Source organism: Desulfotignum balticum DSM 7044 (assembly GCF_000421285.1).
Lineage (GTDB): Bacteria > Desulfobacterota > Desulfobacteria > Desulfobacterales > Desulfobacteraceae > Desulfotignum > Desulfotignum balticum.
Genome location: NZ_ATWO01000001.1, coordinates 836,074 through 853,954 on the forward strand (window position 1 = coordinate 836,074; position 17,881 = coordinate 853,954).

At 50.5% G+C, this 17,881-nt stretch carries 15 protein-coding genes and 2 tRNA genes; 8 read left to right on the forward strand and 9 right to left on the reverse strand.

The window, feature by feature from the left end:
- Positions 1–49: 49 nt before the first annotated feature.
- The 3 genes from K365_RS0104375 to K365_RS0104390 all read right to left on the reverse strand — a co-directional run bounded on the left by K365_RS0104375 (position 50) and on the right by K365_RS0104390 (position 2,470).
- Entirely contained in the window at positions 50–853 is an 804-nt protein-coding gene (locus K365_RS0104375) for a hypothetical protein (RefSeq protein WP_029724937.1), read from the reverse strand.
- A gap of 224 nt (positions 854–1,077) precedes the next feature.
- Positions 1,078–2,106 carry a tRNA dihydrouridine synthase DusB gene (gene dusB / locus K365_RS0104385; protein WP_211221105.1) on the reverse strand — a complete coding sequence of 343 codons (1,029 nt, stop codon included), beginning with the start codon at positions 2,104–2,106 and terminating at the stop codon, positions 1,078–1,080.
- The gene (locus tag K365_RS0104390) at positions 2,087–2,470 is read right to left on the reverse strand and encodes a hypothetical protein (protein WP_006963798.1); all 384 of its coding nucleotides are present in this window, start codon (positions 2,468–2,470) and stop codon (positions 2,087–2,089) included. The genes dusB and K365_RS0104390 overlap by 20 nt, the downstream gene beginning before the upstream one ends.
- 83 nt (positions 2,471–2,553) lie before the next feature.
- Here K365_RS0104390 and K365_RS0104395 point away from each other — a divergent pair, with 83 nt between their 5' ends.
- Positions 2,554–3,975: an MFS transporter gene (locus tag K365_RS0104395; protein WP_006963797.1), complete on the forward strand. Its 1,422-nt coding sequence runs from the start codon at positions 2,554–2,556 to the stop codon at positions 3,973–3,975.
- A 2-nt stretch (positions 3,976–3,977) separates the two neighbouring features.
- Here the strand turns inward: K365_RS0104395 and K365_RS0104400 are convergent, their stop codons facing one another.
- Positions 3,978–4,502, reverse strand: a complete 525-nt coding sequence (locus tag K365_RS0104400) for a universal stress protein (RefSeq protein WP_006963796.1) — start codon at positions 4,500–4,502, stop codon at positions 3,978–3,980.
- 505 nt (positions 4,503–5,007) lie between these two features.
- Here K365_RS0104400 and K365_RS0104415 point away from each other — a divergent pair.
- The gene (locus K365_RS0104415) at positions 5,008–7,008 is read left to right on the forward strand and encodes an oxidoreductase (RefSeq protein ID WP_024333683.1); all 2,001 of its coding nucleotides are present in this window, start codon (positions 5,008–5,010) and stop codon (positions 7,006–7,008) included.
- 12 nt (positions 7,009–7,020) lie between these two features.
- Here the strand turns inward: K365_RS0104415 and K365_RS0104420 are convergent, their stop codons facing one another.
- The gene (locus K365_RS0104420) at positions 7,021–7,986 is read right to left on the reverse strand and encodes a tRNA dihydrouridine synthase (protein WP_024333684.1); all 966 of its coding nucleotides are present in this window, start codon (positions 7,984–7,986) and stop codon (positions 7,021–7,023) included.
- A 142-nt stretch (positions 7,987–8,128) separates the two neighbouring features.
- Between K365_RS0104420 and K365_RS0104425 the strand changes: the two genes are divergently transcribed.
- Positions 8,129–9,892, forward strand: a complete 1,764-nt coding sequence (locus K365_RS0104425; protein ID WP_024333685.1) for an AMP-binding protein — start codon at positions 8,129–8,131, stop codon at positions 9,890–9,892.
- Positions 9,893–9,901: 9 nt separating this feature from the next.
- On the opposite strand, the gene K365_RS0104430 is transcribed toward K365_RS0104425, so the two are convergent.
- Entirely contained in the window at positions 9,902–11,758 is a 1,857-nt protein-coding gene (locus K365_RS0104430) for a GNAT family N-acetyltransferase (protein ID WP_006963791.1), read from the reverse strand.
- Positions 11,759–11,924: 166 nt separating this feature from the next.
- Between K365_RS0104430 and K365_RS0104435 the strand changes: the two genes are divergently transcribed.
- Positions 11,925–12,776: a tetratricopeptide repeat protein gene (locus K365_RS0104435; RefSeq protein WP_006963790.1), complete on the forward strand. Its 852-nt coding sequence runs from the start codon at positions 11,925–11,927 to the stop codon at positions 12,774–12,776.
- A gap of 19 nt (positions 12,777–12,795) precedes the next feature.
- Here the strand turns inward: K365_RS0104435 and cutA are convergent, their stop codons facing one another.
- From cutA to K365_RS0104450, 3 genes are all read right to left on the reverse strand, one after another.
- Positions 12,796–13,110, reverse strand: a complete 315-nt coding sequence (gene cutA, locus K365_RS0104440) for a divalent-cation tolerance protein CutA (protein WP_024333687.1) — start codon at positions 13,108–13,110, stop codon at positions 12,796–12,798.
- 43 nt (positions 13,111–13,153) lie between these two features.
- Entirely contained in the window at positions 13,154–14,416 is a 1,263-nt protein-coding gene (locus K365_RS0104445) for a diaminopimelate decarboxylase family protein (RefSeq protein ID WP_024333688.1), read from the reverse strand.
- A 74-nt stretch (positions 14,417–14,490) separates the two neighbouring features.
- Positions 14,491–14,949 (reverse strand): Lrp/AsnC family transcriptional regulator, encoded by a 459-nt coding sequence (locus K365_RS0104450; RefSeq protein WP_006963787.1) that lies wholly within the window; start codon positions 14,947–14,949, stop codon positions 14,491–14,493.
- Positions 14,950–15,193: 244 nt separating this feature from the next.
- Between K365_RS0104450 and K365_RS0104455 the strand changes: the two genes are divergently transcribed.
- The 4 genes from K365_RS0104455 (at position 15,194) to K365_RS0104470 (ending at position 17,879) form a co-directional block, all read left to right on the forward strand.
- Positions 15,194–16,726, forward strand: a complete 1,533-nt coding sequence (locus K365_RS0104455) for an HD domain-containing phosphohydrolase (RefSeq protein ID WP_024333689.1) — start codon at positions 15,194–15,196, stop codon at positions 16,724–16,726.
- Positions 16,727–16,804: 78 nt separating this feature from the next.
- A tRNA-Lys gene (locus tag K365_RS0104460) sits at positions 16,805–16,880 on the forward strand.
- A 33-nt stretch (positions 16,881–16,913) separates the two neighbouring features.
- Positions 16,914–16,991, forward strand: a tRNA-Glu gene (locus K365_RS0104465).
- A gap of 150 nt (positions 16,992–17,141) precedes the next feature.
- Positions 17,142–17,879: an ABC transporter ATP-binding protein gene (locus K365_RS0104470; RefSeq protein ID WP_006963785.1), complete on the forward strand. Its 738-nt coding sequence runs from the start codon at positions 17,142–17,144 to the stop codon at positions 17,877–17,879.
- Positions 17,880–17,881 lie beyond the last annotated feature (2 nt).

Genomic DNA, 17,881 nt, shown 5'->3' on the forward strand with positions numbered 1-17,881 from the left:
TGAAACCAGCCGCATGGTTTTCTGACATACGGCTTGAGCGCAAATGTTATTATTTTTTGCTGCACAACCGGTGAATGGTCTGAGCGTGCCATTCCCCCCGACCTGAAAACGTCGGCTGTCCTAAATCCACCAGATGTTTGGCGATTTGATCGTAGGTGGCCCCTTGATTTCTCATGGTATGGATAATGTTCAAGACTTCCTCCCGGGGAATCAGAGCGGCAGTGTCTGCGGTGGCCGAAGCCGCCGGTTTTTCAGGGTCGGATTTTCTGCGTTTTCGGATCACCCGGCGTTTGGTTTTCATCTTTGTATCATGGGCCGGCGCCGCAATGGGTTCAGAAAAGGAAGACAGCCGATTGACCGATTCACCCGGCATGGATGCCGTGGATTGCTCCGAAGCGATTGCCTGTGCCTGTTCAGTTTCCGGCATGACGTCATACCCGGCATCCGAAGGGGTCTCCGGTTCATGCAGCAGTTCCTGATCCATCCGCAAATGGCTTACGATATGCTCGATAGCAAAGGCCTGGCGTTCGATGATATCTGCGGTTCGTTCCTGAATACTTGACATGTACTCCTGGTTTTTTATCAGAATTTCAACGTGGTGTGTCAGGTTCTCAATGGCATCTGCAAGCAGGGTGATGCCGGGATCTTCCGGCGGCAGCTGGTTTCCCATGGGGCCGGGGGGAACCGGCTGGCGCTTGAGGTTGGGATTCCTGGGGTTCTGATATCCATTGTTAAAAGAATGATATCTGGGCGCATTGTTATATTGATAAGAATTGTCATAGTTTTTACGTGTTTTGGGCGTACGTTGTTTATCCGCCTGCCCATTCCGCAGGCTGTGTAAAAAATCATTCATTTGGTTCATGTTCTCCTTGAAAATGTGTTCTGGTCATGAAATTGACCTGATTTTCGTCAGTAAAGATCTCAATTGGTTTTTTATGAAATTGGCCCGGAATAATTTTCCGAATATGGGTATTATGTTAAAATACAGTATATATATCCTGTTTTTTTTGTTTTTTGTCAAGGCATTTTTGCGAATTTCCCGGCGATAAATCAGATTTTCGTTCAAGTGAACGGTATTTACAAACTGAGGCGATATTCATAATTTTGGATCAGTTCAATGGCTTGTTCGCTGGACGTTATCCGGGACAGTAATTTTCGGATTTCAGTACATCCGGGCATCCCTTTGACGAACCAGGGAAGCCGGCCCCGAAGCATGCGGCAGGCGGTTGTCTCTCCAAAATGGCTGACATACAACTGGATGAGCCGCACCATTTTTCTGAAGATATCCGACACAGTGACCGGAAGGCTGATACCTTGTGTGATCAGCGCTTCCACCTGCCCGAGAAGAAACGGATTGGTCATGGCGCCCCGGCCGATCATGACGGCGTCACACCCGGTCTGGTTCAGCATGGTTAATGCATCTGATGGGGTAAGGATATCGCCGTTGCCGATCACCGGCAAAGCGGTTTGTTGTTTTATTCGCCGGATCAGGTCCCAGTCGGCATGGCCTTTGAAGCCCTGTGTGGCAGTGCGGGGATGAAAGACAACCGCATCCACCCCTTCTTTTTCAGCCATGTCAGCCATGGCAAATGCCTGGGAACCGGAAGCATCCCATCCGGATCGGATTTTTATGGTTAAAGGCAGAGGTGTGGCCCGCCGGACTGCTTCAAGGATTTTTTGACTCATGGGCAGATGGTTCATCAAAGCGGCTCCGGCCCCTTGCTTGAGCACTTTTTTGACACTGCACCCGAAATTGATGTCAAGGATGTCTGCGATTCCCATTTGGCTGATCTCTGCGGCAGCCCGGGCCATGATGTCGGGTTCGGCCCCGAAAATCTGAACGGACAATGGCCGCTCTTTTGGGCAGGTTGCCAGCAGAGCAAGGGTTTTTTCCGAATTGTAAAAAAGACCTTTGGCACTGATCATTTCCGAACACACCACCCCGGCGCCGCACTCTTTGATCAGGCATCGAAACGGCAGATTGGTGATGCCGGCCAGAGGTGCCAGTAAGGTTTTCCCCTGAATGTGTAACGGTCCGATTTTCAATGCCGGAGAACCGGATGGCATTCCTGCTGCGGAGACACTGTCAGTCGGTTGTCGGGTCATTGGTTTTTTTCTTCAGGTCTGAAAATGAAATAATATTGTCTGTTTTCTCATGAGAATCAGAAGGGGCTTTTTTTGAGGGCGCGCTCTCCGGAAAGTCAGTGCCGCCGTCCTGGGAAAACGCAGAGGTTTCTTTTGGGGCATGGATGGTTTCCAGGCGCATCTGTTTGCCGTTCATCTGAAATTCTTCTCCGTTGATATATGCATCTTTCAATATCCATGTGACGGTTTGTAACGGGATCTGAAGCATGAGAAGTGTCATCTGGAACCAGCCTTTTTTCGGGTCCGGCAGAATGTTCTCAACCCGGGCAAAAGCGATGGGTGCATTTTCCAGATAAATCAATACCACATCATTGATGGTTGCCATAACGCTCCTTTTCTTTTGTCTTGTTTCTCAAAACAATATACCATATTCTTGGACGAATCAAAACAATGGAGTGGGCAATAAAGATGGGAGTTGGGAATAAAAAATGGCAGGTGTTCATGCTGGTGGGGGTTTCGATTTTCATGTCCACCCTGGACTCCAGTATTGTGAATGTGGCATTGCCTTATATTATGGAAGATCTGTCTTCTGATGTGAGAACCGTGCAATGGGTGGTGGTGGTGTATCTGCTTACCGTGTCTTCCCTGCTGCTGACATTCGGCAGACTGTCGGACATCCGGGGGCGCCGCCAGATTTATGTGATCGGGTTTCTGGTATTCACGGTGGGATCGTTTGTGTGCGGGCAGGCATGGACATCCGGAATGCTGGTGAGCGCCAGGATCCTTCAGGGGATCGGTGCATCCATGCTCATGGCCTGTTCTCCGGCCCTGGTGGTGGATGCTTTTCCCCAGACAGAACGGGGAAAAGCACTGGGTATGATGGGGGCGGTGGTGGCCGCAGGTCTGACACTGGGGCCTCTGGCCGGCGGGATGATACTGGCCTGGTTTTCCTGGCGCTTGATTTTTTATATCAATATTCCCATCGGGGTGATGGCGGTGCTCGCCGGTATTCTGGTGCTCAAGGATCTGCCCGGTGGTAAGGGAAGCCGGGAGCCTCTGGACAAAACCGGGAGTTTTTTGCTGATTTTGTTTTTGTGCAGCCTGATTGTGACCCTGGTAAGGCTTCCGGACTGGGGCGTGGTGTCTTTGAAAACCGGGATGGGATTGGTGACCGCCATCATCAGTGGATGGTGGTTTGCCATGAATGAAACAAACACCGCCTATCCGCTGCTGGATCTGGGATTGATGAAGATCCGGCTGTTCATTCTCCCTCTGATATCAACGGCCATTCTTTTTGCCAGTTTGTTTCTCCTGGTTTTCATGATGCCGTTCTATCTCACGTATCCCGGTGGATTTACCGCCTCAAAAACCGGGGTTATCATGATTGTTCCATTCTTGTTTTTATTGATCATTTCGCCCATATCCGGGATGCTGGCGGATCGGCTCGGATCCCGGCTTTTGTGTACGCTGGGCATGACATTCATGTGCCTGTCTTTGTTTTTTCTGATTTTTCTGTCTCCACAACAGGGGATATTTGCCATTGTCTGGCGCATGGCTCTGGCGGGTATCGGTACGGCGGTGTTTGTATCTCCCAACAATACCGCCATTATGGGATCGGTGCCCGTGCATCAGCGGGGTATTGCCTCGGGCGCAACAGCAACGGCCAGAACCCTGGGCATGGTTTTGGGGGTGGCGCTGGCCGGAACGATATTTTCAGCTTTTCTGACGTTTCAAGGAGAGGGCATGGACAGTTACATTCCTGCCATGGCACCGGCATTCATGGAAGGATTCAGGCATGTGATGGCAGCCGGTACGATCCTGGCTGCCATCGGCATTGCAGTGACATTTTCCCGGGGAAACGAGAAAATGAAAAAAACGGGTCAGATCTGAAATTATTCCCTGTCCCGGGGAACCACGAACACGGGCACAGAGGACCGTTTCAATACTTTGCGAACCAGTTTGTCTCCCATGGCTTGTGCCACCAGTCCTTGTTGTCTGCACCCCATGACGATGAACGCACAGTCTTCGTCCACGGCAGAGGAAACAATTTCATCGGCAATGGAATGGCTTTCTGCCACCAGAATTTTTTTGATGGGAGAGACCGCATCCGCCGACACTTTTTCATGGTCTTCAAAAAATCCGGCAATGGCCTGGCGGATCCTCAAGGCATCCACATTTTTGCCGATCAGAAGATCCTGGGCACCGGATTTGTGCTTGGCTCTGATTTCTTTGTAAAGGTTTTCACCAAATGCCATTTTCACCTGTCGTTGAGCAGACGGGCTGGCTTCTTCCATCACGTGAAGAACGATCAGGTTGGCGCCGGTGTAGGTGGCCATGGTAACGGCTTGTTCAAAAACCGGTTTCATGTCCACGGACAGGTCGGAGGCAAAAAGAATATTCTGGACTTTTCTGGTCATTGGCTTTCTCCCGTTCATTTATGAGGATAAAAATGGCAATTTGTGCATCAAACAACTCTCTATCATATACATATATAATTGTTTTGCAAGTCTATTGTTTGCTGCACTGGGTCACCAGGCACGGCCGGATCTCTGCTGCGGCAAGATTTGCCCGGTTCCATAATATCGGTCATGGCTTGAATCCCGACAGGTTTATGATTATGTTCATTAAAATAATTTTTAACAGGAGGAATCATGAAAGAAATGCTATGGATTATCGGATTTGTAGGTATTTATCTGTTGGTGCAGATTTATATTCTGCCCAAAATGGGAATTTCCACCTGAATGCGGGATGCCTGTCAGGTGGCAGGCAAAAAAAATGGCTCGGAACAGACCACAAATATAATGGATTACCGTCCGCCTTCAGGAAGTGACAAAAAAGAGTGACAGCGCGTAAAAAGGGTGTTTTAATGGGAAATCAGTTGTGAATGTGGATTCATAAAAAACCGATGACCCGGAGGTAAAGATGAAAGACCCCTTGTTTGAGCCCATTACCATAAACACCCTGACTTTAGAGAACCGGATCTATCTGCCGGCCATGCATCTGGGCATGGGGGTGGACTATGAAGTAACGGATGCGATAATCGATTTTTACACCCACCGGGCCAGAGGCGGGGCCGGCCTGATCTGTGCGGGATTTGCCACAGTGGATGAATGGTCCGGCAACACCCAGAATATCGGGGCTCATGAAGACCGGTTCATGCCTGGATTGTCCCGTCTGGCATCGGCCATTCAGGACAACGGGGCCAAAGGGGCGGTACAGCTCAATCACGCGGGACGGTACAATTTTTCATTTTTTCTGGAGGGACGGCAGCCAAAGGCACCGTCTCCGGTCGCTTCCCGTCTGACAAAAGAAGTGCCCAAAGAAATGACGACCCAGGAGATCGAACAGACCATCGAGCGGTTTGCCCAGGCGGCATTGCGGGTGAAAAACGCCGGGTTTGACGCGGTGGAGATTTTGAGCGGCACCGGATATCTGATCAGTGAGTTTCTGTCTCCTTTAACCAATCATCGCACCGATGAATATGGCGGCAGTCTGGAAAACCGGATGCGGTTCGGCCTTCAGGTGACGGATGCGGTGCGGCATGCGGTGGGGCCTGGTTTCCCTTTGATTGTGCGTATGAACGGCAATGATTTCATGCCCGGCGGCAACACCCGGGCAGAACTCAAAACCTATGCACAATCTTTGTCAAAAACAGGGGTGGATGCCCTGTGTATCAATGTGGGATGGCATGAGGCCCGGGTGCCCCAGATCACGGCCCAGGTGCCGGAAGGCGCATATTCCTATCTGGCCGCCGGTATCAAGGAACAGGTAAATATTCCTGTGATCGCCTCCCACCGCATCAGTGATCCGGATACTGCCAGGGATCTTCTGGCAAAAGGGTATTGTGATATGGTGGCCATGGGAAGAAGTCTGATCGCGGATCCCATGCTGCCCCGAAAAGCGAAACAGGGCCGGGAAAAAGAGATTGTCCATTGCGTGGCCTGTGCCCAGGGATGTTTTGATAACCTGTTCAAACTCAAATCCGTGGAATGTCTTTGCAATCCTTTGGCCGGCCATGAAACCGACCGGACAATTGAAAAAACCGGTTCTCCCGGAAAAATTCTGGTGGCCGGTGCCGGACCTGCCGGTATGATGGCGGCGTTGACCGCCCACCGCCGGGGGCACCGGATCGTGGTGTATGAACGGGCCCACCGTCCGGGGGGTCAGTTATATCTGGCTGCAGCGCCGCCGGGCCGAGATCTGTTCGCCCGGCTGGCCAAAGACCTGGAAACCCAGATGGCTGTCGAAAAAATTCCGGTGATTCTCAATAGTGAACTGGATTCACAAACGATTGCCAAAGAAAATCCGGATGCCGTGATCCTGGCCACAGGGGCGAAACCGGCCCTACCAGATATCTCTGGGATGGATCTGCCCCATGTGGTCCAGGCCTGGGATGTGTTGACAAACAAAGTCCGGACCGGCGGTCGCGTGGCGGTGGTGGGCGGCAATGCCGTGGGGGTTGAAACCGCCCTGTTTCTGTCGGAACAGGGAACCCTGCCGGCAGATGTGCTGAAGTTTCTGCTGATCAACCGGGCCGAAGATCCGGAAACCCTGTGTAAGATGGCAGTGACCGGCACTGCAAAAATCACCCTGGTTGAAATGGCGGATCATATCGGCAAAGATATCGGCAAATCCACCCGGTGGGGCATGCTTCAGGATCTTGGCCGGGCCGGGATTGAAACACTCTCTCATGCAACGGTGACCCGGATCACGCCGGAAGGGTTGATGTATGAGCAAGAAGGCAAGACAAAGACGCTGGTTGTGGATACTGTGGTGGTGGCGGCCGGGTCCGTGCCTTACAATCCCCTTGAAACGTTGGTGAAACAAACCGGTATCCCCTGTGAGGTGGTTGGCGATGCCGCCTGCGTGGGAACGGCATTTGATGCCATTCACCAGGGATTTGCCGCTGGCAGCCGGGTGTGATCGGCAAAAGGATCAGGAACCCCATTGCGGGTCTGAGTCAAAAAAATCCGCCACATGAGCTGAGTAAGCCTCAAAACAAGGGGATCTCAAAATTTTTTTCAACGGGGCTTTGTGGTGTTTGAATGACGGACCCAGATAATGCCAGAATCCTTTCATGCGGCCGGTCAGATGGCCGGGACCGGAAAACCGGCCGGCATAGGCAGACACCAGGTCATCGTGAAATTTTTTCAGCCGTGCCGGGCGCTGTTCCGGATCCGATGAAATGCCCTTGATCTCTTCGGGCAGAAACGGATTGGCCAGAATGCCTCTGCCGATCATGAACCGGCAAATACCGGGAAACCGCTGTCTCACCATTGAAAAAAAGGGGGTGTCCGTTATATCCCCGTTATACACAAAGGGGTGAACACAGGCGTTCATGGCCGCCGCAAACGCATCAAGATCCGCCTTCCCCCGGTACATCTGGACCCCGGTGCGGGGGTGCAGAATCACATGATCCAGCGGGTGGCGGTTCAAAACCCGGATCAGGTCATGGATCTCTTCTTTGTTCTGCCGGCCTAAACGGATCTTCACGGACAGCGGTACCGGAATCTGCCCAAGGATGGTTTCCAGAAGCGCGTCAATGGTTTCAGGAAACATCAAAAGACCGGAACCGCGCATTTTTTTGGCGATTTTGGAATGGGGACATCCCAGATTCCAGTTGACCTGGGTATGCCCCATGTCAGCCAGGTGCCGGGCCAGAAATATAAAATCGTCTGCCACATTGCCCAGGATCTGGGGAACGACCGGAAGGGCCAGATTGTGTTGCGGATCCACATCCTTAATCCGGGAAGGTTTGAGACGCTGGTGCCCCATGGTGGAGATAAACGGGGCCAGGGCTTCATCCACCCCGGAAAAATGCCTGGCATATACATTTCTGAACGTGACATCTGTAAATCCCTGAAGCGGTGCCAGTATCAGGGTGAAATCATTGGCTGTCATAGAGTGCGGCAACCTTGCATAATTTTGGTTATAAGTTGTATCAAAGCCTTGACAAGGGTCGCGGCCATGTGCGATGAAGCAGTTTGTTTCGGTCTGATGCTATATATAACATTTAATTGGATTGCAAGGAGTGTTTACCGGTATGAAAGAACTTTATCAGGAATTGATCCATATCAACCAGATGGCGGATGATTCCCGGAAAGAAGACAAGGCAAAAGCCTTTTTCAACACCTTGAACCAGATGCCGATTCCGGATCATTTCAACTGGGCGGGACAGATTTTTGAGGATTTTCACGTCAAGGAATATCCTGATAAAACTGCGTTGATCTGGCATGATATCCATACCGGTGACATCCGGTCATTCACCTATCTGGCATTGATGCAGAAAGCCAACCAGCTGGTGAATTTTCTGACAAAAAACGGGGTGGGTCACAAACAGAACATGTATATGATGGCACCGGTTGTCCCTGAAATGTGGTTTGCCGGCCTTGCCTGCATCAAAGCCGGTATCGTGGCGGTTCCCACAGCCACGACCATGACTTCCCGGGAAATGGAGTACCGGTTTGAAACCTACCCGCCGGATGTGGTGCTGGCGGATGAAGCCAGTGCCGAATTTATCGATCAGGCGGCCGAACAGACCGGTATCCATCCCAAAATCAAGCTGGTGCTGGGCACCAGAGAAGGGTGGACCGGATTTGATGAGATTTTCCGGCAATCCACGGAAGCTGCCGCCGCACCCACCCGGTCCGATGACATTCTGTTCTGCTTTTTCACCTCCGGCACCACCGGACTTCCCAAACGTGTGGGACATACGGCAGTTTCCTATCCCCTGGGCCATCTGTCCACCAGTGTCATCATCGGTGTCAGGCCCGACGACATCCATCATAACCTGAGTGCGCCCGGCTGGGCTAAATGGTCCTGGTCTTCTTTTTTTGTGCCCTTTAATGTGGGGGCCACCGTGACGGCGTTTTCCTTTGCAGCCCTGGATCCGGGACAGTATCTCAAGGCACTGGAAACCCATCATGTCACCACGTTCTGCGCCCCGCCCACGGCCTGGCGGATGTTTGTGAATTCAGATCTGTCTGCAGTCCGGTTGGCCGGACTGCGTCAGTCTGTATCTGCGGGCGAGCCGTTGAATCCGGATGTGATCAACCGGTGGGAAAAATATACCGGCACCCGGATCCGGGATTTTTATGGACAGACCGAATCCACGGCCATGATCGGCAACCCGCCCTGGATGGTCGATAAAATGCGGTCCGGATCATTCGGAATCCCGTCTTCCATGTATGATGTGGCCCTGGCCGATGATGAAGGCAACGAGATCACCGCCCCGGATACAGTAGGGCATATTGTGGTCAAGCTGAACCGGTGGCGCGGCATCGGCCTGTTTTCTGAATATATCGGAAATCCCGAGAAAATGAGTTCCGTGTTTGTGGATCATTTTTATTACACCGGAGACCGGGCGTCATTTGATGCGGATGGGTATTGGTGGTTTGTGGGAAGGGCGGATGACGTGATCAAATCCTCGGATTTTCGTATCGGTCCCTTTGAGGTGGAAAGCGCCCTGATCGAGCATCCGGCCGTAGCGGAAGCCGCGGTGGTGGGTGCACCGGATCCCCAGAGATACCAGCTTGTCAAGGCATATGTGATTTTAAATTCAGGCATTGAGGGAAACCGGGAACTTGCGCTGGAGCTGTTCAAGCATACCACGAATATTCTGGCAAAATTCAAGATCCCCAGAATCATCGAGTTTGTGACGGAAGTGCCCAAAACCATTTCCGGAAAGATCCGGCGCATTGAGCTGCGGGAAATGACTGCTTCCAAGTCAGACCCGGCCGGGTCCGGTCATTTCAAGGAATACTTTTACTGGGACTTTCCGGAGTTGAGTTCCAAAAACAGGAAATAGCGGTCTGTTTCACTCAAAGGGCATTTCCACTTCGATCTCTCCACTGCCGGAACGAATGAATTTGGCGTGGGGATACCGTTTTTGAAATACTTTGATCATTTTGCGGTTTTCCGCAAGTACCGTGGCAATGAACCGGGTGTAATTGTTTTCTTTGGCAATTTTTTCCAGAGTTTTCAGCAGAAAAGAGGCAATGCCCATGCCGTGGAGGTTTTCTTTGACCAGAAAGGCGACCTCTGCGGCATTCTCCGTGGCTTCGGCATAGGAACCGATGGCCACGATCTGTTTGCGCTGTCCGGCCTGCATGACCCCGATCAACGTCATGTTTCTTCGATAATCCACCTCAGCCCATTGCTGCTGGAGCATTTCTCTGGAAAACACTTTGCGTTTGTTGAAAAACCGGTAATAAATGGAGTCTTCCTGTAAAGAATAGTAAAAATGCCGGGATTCGAATTCATCGGAGGGCAGCAGAGGACGGAAATTGATATCCTTGCCGTTGTCCAGTTTCAAAGAATAATGGTAGGAATCCAGAAACATCAGGTCCTGGCTGGTGGGCGGCACCTGATCCGGAAAGATATAATGGCGTTTCTTGGCTTCCTCAATCAACTCTTTTCTGAATTTGGGATGGGCGATCTGGGCCAGCTCCATGACCCGCTGGTAAATGCTTTTCCGCCGCATTTCCGCGATGCCGTATTCCGTGACAATGATATCGATGTCGCCCCGGGTGGTGGCCACGCCGGCCCCTTCACTCAAATGGGGCACGATACGGGACACCGTATCGTTCTGAGCTGTGGACGGGATGATAATAATTGAAAATCCGCCCTCGGACATGGCCGATCCCCGGATGAAATCCACCTGGTCTCCGATACCGCTGTAAAACAGATACCCTTTGGAATCCGTACACACCTGACCGGTCAGATCCACTTCCAGGGCCGAACTGATGGAGATGAGCCGGTCGTTTTTGGCGATCACATTGGGATCATTGACAAATTCAGATGATTTGAAATAAAACATGGGGTTGTTGTCCACATAATCGTATAAGACTTTGGAGCCCATGCACAACGAGGCGACCACCCGGTCCGGCAGATAATTTTTTTTTCGGTTGGTGATCACTTTTTTATGAAACAACGGCAGCAGCCCGTCGGTGATGACCTGGGTGTGGATGCCCAGATCTTTTTTGTCGGCCAGATACGGCATCACTGCATCGGGCAGATGCCCGAAACCGATCTGGAGCGTGGCGCCGTCATCCACCAGCATATTCACATAATGCCCGATACGTTCGATGACCTTCTGGTTTTTCTGGGTGGCCAAAGATTCCAGTATGGGTTCATCATATTCCACCAGAAAATCGATTTCATCGATGTGTACCACGGAATCCCCCCAGGTCCGGGGCATCTGCGGGTTGACCTGGGCGATGACCAGGTCGGCATTTTTCATTCCCGACAGCGTGATATCCACGGATATGCCCAGAGAGCAATACCCGTGTTTGTCCGGGGGACATACCTGGATCAGGGCGACATCCAGGCCGATTTCCCGGTGTTCGAAAATTTTGGGAATCTGGGACAGATACACCGGGATATAATCGATTTTTCCTTCAAATGCAGACTGGCGCATGAGTACGGAGATGAAAAACAATTTAATGGAAAACCGGGATAAAAATCTTTCATCATGAATATATTTTGACAGGGAGGATGACAGCATCTGGTACACGATGATATCCTGGGCGCTCTGGTTTTCCACCATGGCTTTGATCAGTTGCTGGGGTTCTCCACAGCCTGTCCCGATAAATACCCGACTCCCGTTTTTTATTTTTTTGACACTTTCTTCCGGTGTGAGGAGTTTTTCCGGGCAGACATCCCTGAGATTCATGAATTTTTTTCTCCTGTAAAAAAGCGTTGGACTCAACGCCTGTTATTATGAAATACTTTTGTGGCAAAGTACAGAAAAAATAAGGATCATCAGGGAATCACTATCAGGGGGGTGCTGTTTTTTCATATCAAGGGATACAGTTGGATCAATTGATGAAAGGAAGATTATGATGAACAAGGTTCAAAAGCCACGGCTTATTGTCATGCCGCTGGTGCCCGATACAAGCCGATCTTTTGATGGTGCGGGTTTGGGGATTCATTTTTTACTGGGAAACCTTTTCGGGGTTCATCCGGAACTGACGGAATGCTGGTTCGGATGGCGGGTAAAAAAAATATTTCAGGATGAAACAGCCTTTACTGCATATTGCCGGGGCATTCCCCCGTTGCCCGATATTCAGGCCTTAGGAAAACAGGAAAATGTCCGGTACTGGTTGACCGGGAGATATTCACAAGAAGATGAGATATTGCAGATCAGCATGGTCCTTCATGACATTCAGGGGCCGGATGATAACATCACTTTGCCGTTGTCTTTAGATGACGGGATAACGGATTTCAGGTATCGGTTTCAACAATGGCTTGGTAAGGCCGGTCTTGCGTTTCCCCGAACCGATACTGTTTTCTGGCCGGAGTGGATCACCCCGGAAGGGCTGGACTGCCTGGGCCGGGGGCTGAAAACGCTGTATCTGAATTATCTATCCCAAACCGGCAGTGCCGGAAATATGATCGATCTGACCTGGTTTGACCGGGCTGTGGACGTATCGCCCCGTTCTTACCTGGCCCATGATCTTCTGGGATGGGCATTGTATAAAAATCAGGAAATCGTCCGGGCGGAATCATGTTTCGAAACCGCCCTGACTTTTAATGACAAAGGGGTGGGCGCACTGTCCGGCCTGCTCTGGTGTGCGGTGGCTCAAAAAGACCGGGACAGGGCCCTGGTTTATTCCCTGGCAAAGGCCCGGGTGACAGATGCGGATCCAAAGGCGGCCAGGGCATGGGTGTCAAAGAAAATCCCGGATTAGTCGGGTCGGCCGGGATGTTTCATGCCCCCGTGGTCTGGTCGATCCAGTCGAGAAATTCGGGCAGGCCCCTGGAAATCGGTATTTGAACAATCTGGGGCACTTCATAGGTATGATGTGTTCGGATGAATGATTCCAGCGCCGGATACAGGGAGGTCCGGGTCTTGATGGTCAGCCGTGTTTCCGTTTCGGTCTGCACCCGGCCCTCCCAGGTGTAGACGCTGACCACCGGGTTCATCTGCACACAGGCCGCCAGTTTGTCATGCACGATCCTGGATGCCAGTGAACGGGCCTCAGTTTCGTTTTTACAGGTAACAAGAACCATACAATAAGACATGATCTCTCCTTATTCTGAATGGATAACCGGGGCCTGTTTCCGGTCATGGTGCCGGCAGGATCCGGGGTTCAAATTCCAGGGTGGCAAAATAATCGGCCATGGTCTCAGCCCGGCGGATCAGAACGACACTGCCGTCTTTTTTCAGCATCAGTTCTTTGGGACGTAAATGACCGTTGTAATTGAACCCCATGGACTGGCCGTGAGCCCCGGTATCGTGGATGACCACAAAATCACCTTCACAGGTCTCAGGCAATGGCCGCTGAATCGCAAATTTATCGTTGTTCTCGCACAACCCACCCACCACATCCACCGGTCCGACCGCCGGCAGATGCTCTTTGCCGTGGATGTGAACATGGTGGTAGGCACCATATAACCCCGGCCGCATCAAAGCGGACATGGATGCATCCACGCCCACATAATTCCGGTAAATCTGCTTGTGATTGATGACCGTGGTGACCAGAACCCCATGGGGGCCGGTGATAAAACGACCGCTTTCCATATACAGCCTGGGGACCCAGCCGGACGTTTTTTTGAATTGATCCAAAGATTGGGTAACGCCCTGTGCCATGGCAGCCAGATCAAAGGCCGTGTCATCGGGGGCGTAGGGAATGCCCAGTCCGCCGCCGATATTGATGAATTCAAATTGAATGGACAATTTTTGATGAAGATCGGAAATGACATTTAAAAGCATGTCTGCGGTTTCCACCATATAGGTGTAATTCAATTCATTGGATGCCAGCATGGTATGAATGCCAAACCGTTTGACGCCCATGCGGACGGCCGTATCATAGGCGCTGTACAGCTGGTCCCGGGTCAGCCCGTATTTGGCTTCCACCGGATTGCCGATGATATGATTGCCGGATCTTTCAGGTCCGGGATTGTATCGGAAACAGATCAGTTCCGGAACCCCGGGCAGTTTTTGGATCAACGAGAGATCATCCAGGTTCAAAATAGATCCACCATGATCCATGGCGGTCTGAAACTGAGCGGTACAGGTATTGTTGGAAGTGAACATGATATCTTCGCCGGCTGATCCGATTTTTCTGGCCAGAACCAGTTCCGGAACCGAACTGCAGTCAAAGCCGAATCCATTTTGCTTGAGAGTCGTCATGATTGCCGGGTTCGGCAGGGCTTTGACCGCAAAATATTCCCTGAATCCTTTCAGGGATGCGAATGCGGCGTTGAGACGGTCACAGGTGTCACAGATTCCGGTCTCGTCATAAATATGAAACGGGGTGCCAAACGTTTCGGCAATGTCCGGCAGTATCCGGGACAATCTTTTTTTAAACGCGTCTGACATGGGCATGGTTGATTTCCTCGAAAAAATAAATGATTGGTGAACATTGAGGGGTTGCACAACTTAAATCAGGGCAAAAAACATCAAGAAGTAATGTCAATGGCGATTTTGGCACTTTCTTTGAAAGTGGAAAGTGCAATACGGGTCCGGGTGGATGACACGGCCTGGATGTTGTTGATCCGGGTTAACAAAAGGGATTCCAGTTCTCTGTTGTCCTTGACCCTGAGCTTGATCATCAGACAGTCCTGACCGGCCAGATAATGAACCTCCTGGACCTGGTCGATGGCGGCCAGGGCATCACCGATTTCCGGAAAATCGACCGGATCTGACACGGTGATTTCTATAAACGCCACCATGGCACGATGAAACATGTCCGCATTGAGTCGGACCTCATATCCCTGAATCACCCCGGATGCCTCCAGTTTTTTGATACGTTCCAGCACGGCGGAAGGCGCCATGCCGATGGTTCTGGCCACCTCAACATTGGGAATTCGTGCCTTTTTTTGCAGAATTTGCAGAATCTGTAAATCAATTTTATCCATGGGTGTCATTCCATTTTAACAGAGCGAATTTATCAATTATGGGAAATAATATTTTTAATATTTTTATTTGTCAAGAACAAATGATTTATTTTTTGATAAAATTAAGAATTATATTCATTTTAGATCGGTCTGTGCGATTGTTTTGTTTTTTGTTGATTAAATGGATCCTTTCCTATACACATTTGAAGAGGAAGATTAAAGTGGTGTCATAAAAAATTTTTTCAGACAGGTATGGGATATGACGATGACCGACAACCCCATAAAGCTTTTGGTGGTGGATGATGAAGAGGCCATTCGGGAAGTGACCGAGGAGTATTTCATGAGAAAGGGGTATGAAGTTTATACGGCCGAAAACGGGGCCGATGCTCTGGATGTCATCAATGAGGTGCCCCAGATCGCCTGTATTTTTACAGATATCAATATGCCGGTGATGGATGGTCTTGAACTGGCCGAAAGAATAAGACAGATCGAAAACACGCTGCCGGTGGTGGTGATGACTGGATATCCGTCTTTGGAAAATACCATTCAGACCCTTAAAAACGGGGTGGTGGATTATCTCATCAAACCGGTGAACTTAGAGCAGATGGAATTGACACTTCGGCGGATTCTCAGAGAGCGTGAACTGTTTGTGGAAAATTTGATCCTCAAGGAAGAGGTGGCCCGCCAGACCCGACTCAAAGAGTTGAATGTGCAGTTAGAGGAACGGGTGGAAGAGGTCAACACCCTGAATCGGGTCATGGAAGACTTTTCATCGGCGGATTCCAGTCATGGTATTTTCAACAAAGTTGTGGAATTGGGTGTGGAAGAACTGCATGCAGACAAGGTGTTTTTTCATATTTTTTCTGAAAAATCTTTGACTTTGATTCAGGTTGCCAGTGCCTGTCCTGAAAATGGTGTTTTACACGTGCCCGAACATTTTGCATCCGATATCCCTGATCCTATTCAAATGTATATTAAAGAAAGTGTGGCAAAGGGATCACTTCCCTGGCTGATACCGGATACTGCTGAAAACAGCCGGATGGATGCGGCGGTTCAATCCGTTATGGTGGTGCCGTTGAAGATTCGGGAAAATGTGTTTGGCGTGGCATCCGCATTCATTTTTGATAAAGACCGGATTTTTAATGAAAAAGATATCTATTACCTGAGTTTTATCACCCAAAAAGCAGCGGGTGCCATTGAAAATGTTGCGCTGTATGAAAATATTTATGACAATCTGTTTGCCACGTTGTTTGCATTTGTTACGGCCCTGGAGGTAAGAGATTTTTATACCCGCCGGCATTCCACCCGGGTGGCAAAGTATGCCCGTATGATCGCCATGGAAATGGGATGCGGTGAAGAAGAGCTGGATGTGATCAATGTTGCCGGTATGCTGCATGATATCGGTAAGATCGGTATCCGGGATGATATTCTGCTCAAGCCCGGTCGGTTGACGGATGAAGAATTTGAAAAAATCAAAGCGCATCCGGCCATTGGTGCCGACATTATCAGCAATCTGGGATTGTGGGACCGGGAGGTGGATATTATCCGACACCACCATGAACGGTTTGACGGAAAAGGATATCCGGATGGACTTGCAGGAGAAGCTATCCCCAAGTTGGCCAGGATTATGTCTGTGGCGGATTGTTTTGATGCCATGGCATCGGATCGGCCTTATAGAAAGGAAATGGAAATGAGCCGCGTACTCAAAACAATTCGTGAAAATTCAGGCACTCAGTTCGATCCCCAGGTAGTGGATGCATTTTTTAATATTGTTGATCAGATTCAAGAGACCGGTTAATTGGAAAAAAATAAAAAAAAGAGTTGACAACTTCTGGAAAAGCATATAAATTCGCCTTTGTTTTTTGGAAGTGCCCTCGGGCCGTTAACTCAGTTGGCAGAGTATCTGCCTTTTAAGCAGAGAGTCGCTGGTTCGAGCCCAGCACGGCCCACCATAAATGAGCACCCGATACCAGAAAATCAAATGCGTCCCCATCGTCTAGCCCGGTCCAGGACACCGGCCTTTCACGCCGGCGACAGGGGTTCGAATCCCCTTGGGGACGCCACTTAGATAATCAAAGGCTTTCAGCATTGTGCTGAAAGCCTTTTTTTGTTAAGACACATCATAACCGGTTTTGCCGGCCGGGCACAAAACTGGTGAGAAAATATCATGGCAGCGGGTTCTTTTATATAGTCGCTTAGGGAGCAATACTATCGTGCCAAAACAGCCCATCATACAGGTGGATGCACTGAAAAAATCCTACAACGGCCGACCGGCTGTGGCCGGCATCAGCCTGGCCATTGCGGCCGGGACCTGTTTCGGTTTGCTGGGCCCCAACGGAGCCGGGAAAACCACGGCGGTGGAGATCATGGAAAATATTCAGAAACCCGACCAGGGGCGGATTCTGTTCAAAGGAAAAGAACGGGACCGGTCTTTCAATCAGCAGGTAGGAGTACAGTTTCAACAGACCGAATTAATGGCGTTTCTGACCGTGGAAGAAACCCTGAAAACCTTTGCTGCATTTTATGCCCAATCTCTGCCGGTGGAAATGGTGATGGATCTGTGCATGCTCAAAGAGATCAGAAATCAGCGGAGCAACAAAATATCCGGCGGACAGCGTCAGCGGCTTCTTTTGAGTCTGGCCCTGATCAATGATCCGGACCTGCTGTTTCTGGATGAACCCACCACCGGCCTGGATCCCCAGGCCCGGCAGCATGTGTGGGACATTATCAAAGGGATCCGGTCCAGAGGGAAAACCACCATTCTGACCACCCATTATATGGAAGAAGCCTGGGTTTTGTGCGATGATATTGCCATCATGGATGAGGGAAAAATTATTACCCAGGGCGCTCCCAAAGATCTGGTAAAAACCCATTGTGCATCCATGCCGCCGGAATCCCGGAACCTGGAATCCGTATTTCTGGCACTCACCGGTAAGCGTCTGAGGGGTTGAGA

Bases quoted from the DNA above. Each gene is read 5' to 3' on its own strand.
- K365_RS0104450 (WP_006963787.1), bottom strand. From the start codon at position 14,949: ATGGATAAAATTGATTTACAGATTCTGCAAATTCTGCAAAAAAAGGCA.
- K365_RS0104375 (WP_029724937.1), bottom strand. From the start codon at position 853: ATGAATGATTTTTTACACAGCCTGCGGAATGGGCAGGCGGATAAACAA.
- cutA (WP_024333687.1), bottom strand. From the start codon at position 13,110: ATGTCTTATTGTATGGTTCTTGTTACCTGTAAAAACGAAACTGAGGCC.
- K365_RS0104420 (WP_024333684.1), bottom strand. From the start codon at position 7,986: ATGACAGCCAATGATTTCACCCTGATACTGGCACCGCTTCAGGGATTT.
- K365_RS0104430 (WP_006963791.1), bottom strand. From the start codon at position 11,758: ATGAATCTCAGGGATGTCTGCCCGGAAAAACTCCTCACACCGGAAGAA.
- K365_RS0104455 (WP_024333689.1), top strand. From the start codon at position 15,194: ATGACCGACAACCCCATAAAGCTTTTGGTGGTGGATGATGAAGAGGCC.
- K365_RS0104445 (WP_024333688.1), bottom strand. From the start codon at position 14,416: ATGCCCATGTCAGACGCGTTTAAAAAAAGATTGTCCCGGATACTGCCG.
- K365_RS0104435 (WP_006963790.1), top strand. From the start codon at position 11,925: ATGATGAACAAGGTTCAAAAGCCACGGCTTATTGTCATGCCGCTGGTG.
- K365_RS0104390 (WP_006963798.1), bottom strand. From the start codon at position 2,470: ATGGCAACCATCAATGATGTGGTATTGATTTATCTGGAAAATGCACCC.
- K365_RS0104395 (WP_006963797.1), top strand. From the start codon at position 2,554: ATGGGAGTTGGGAATAAAAAATGGCAGGTGTTCATGCTGGTGGGGGTT.
- dusB (WP_211221105.1), bottom strand. From the start codon at position 2,106: ATGACCCGACAACCGACTGACAGTGTCTCCGCAGCAGGAATGCCATCC.
- K365_RS0104415 (WP_024333683.1), top strand. From the start codon at position 5,008: ATGAAAGACCCCTTGTTTGAGCCCATTACCATAAACACCCTGACTTTA.
- K365_RS0104400 (WP_006963796.1), bottom strand. From the start codon at position 4,502: ATGACCAGAAAAGTCCAGAATATTCTTTTTGCCTCCGACCTGTCCGTG.
- K365_RS0104425 (WP_024333685.1), top strand. From the start codon at position 8,129: ATGAAAGAACTTTATCAGGAATTGATCCATATCAACCAGATGGCGGAT.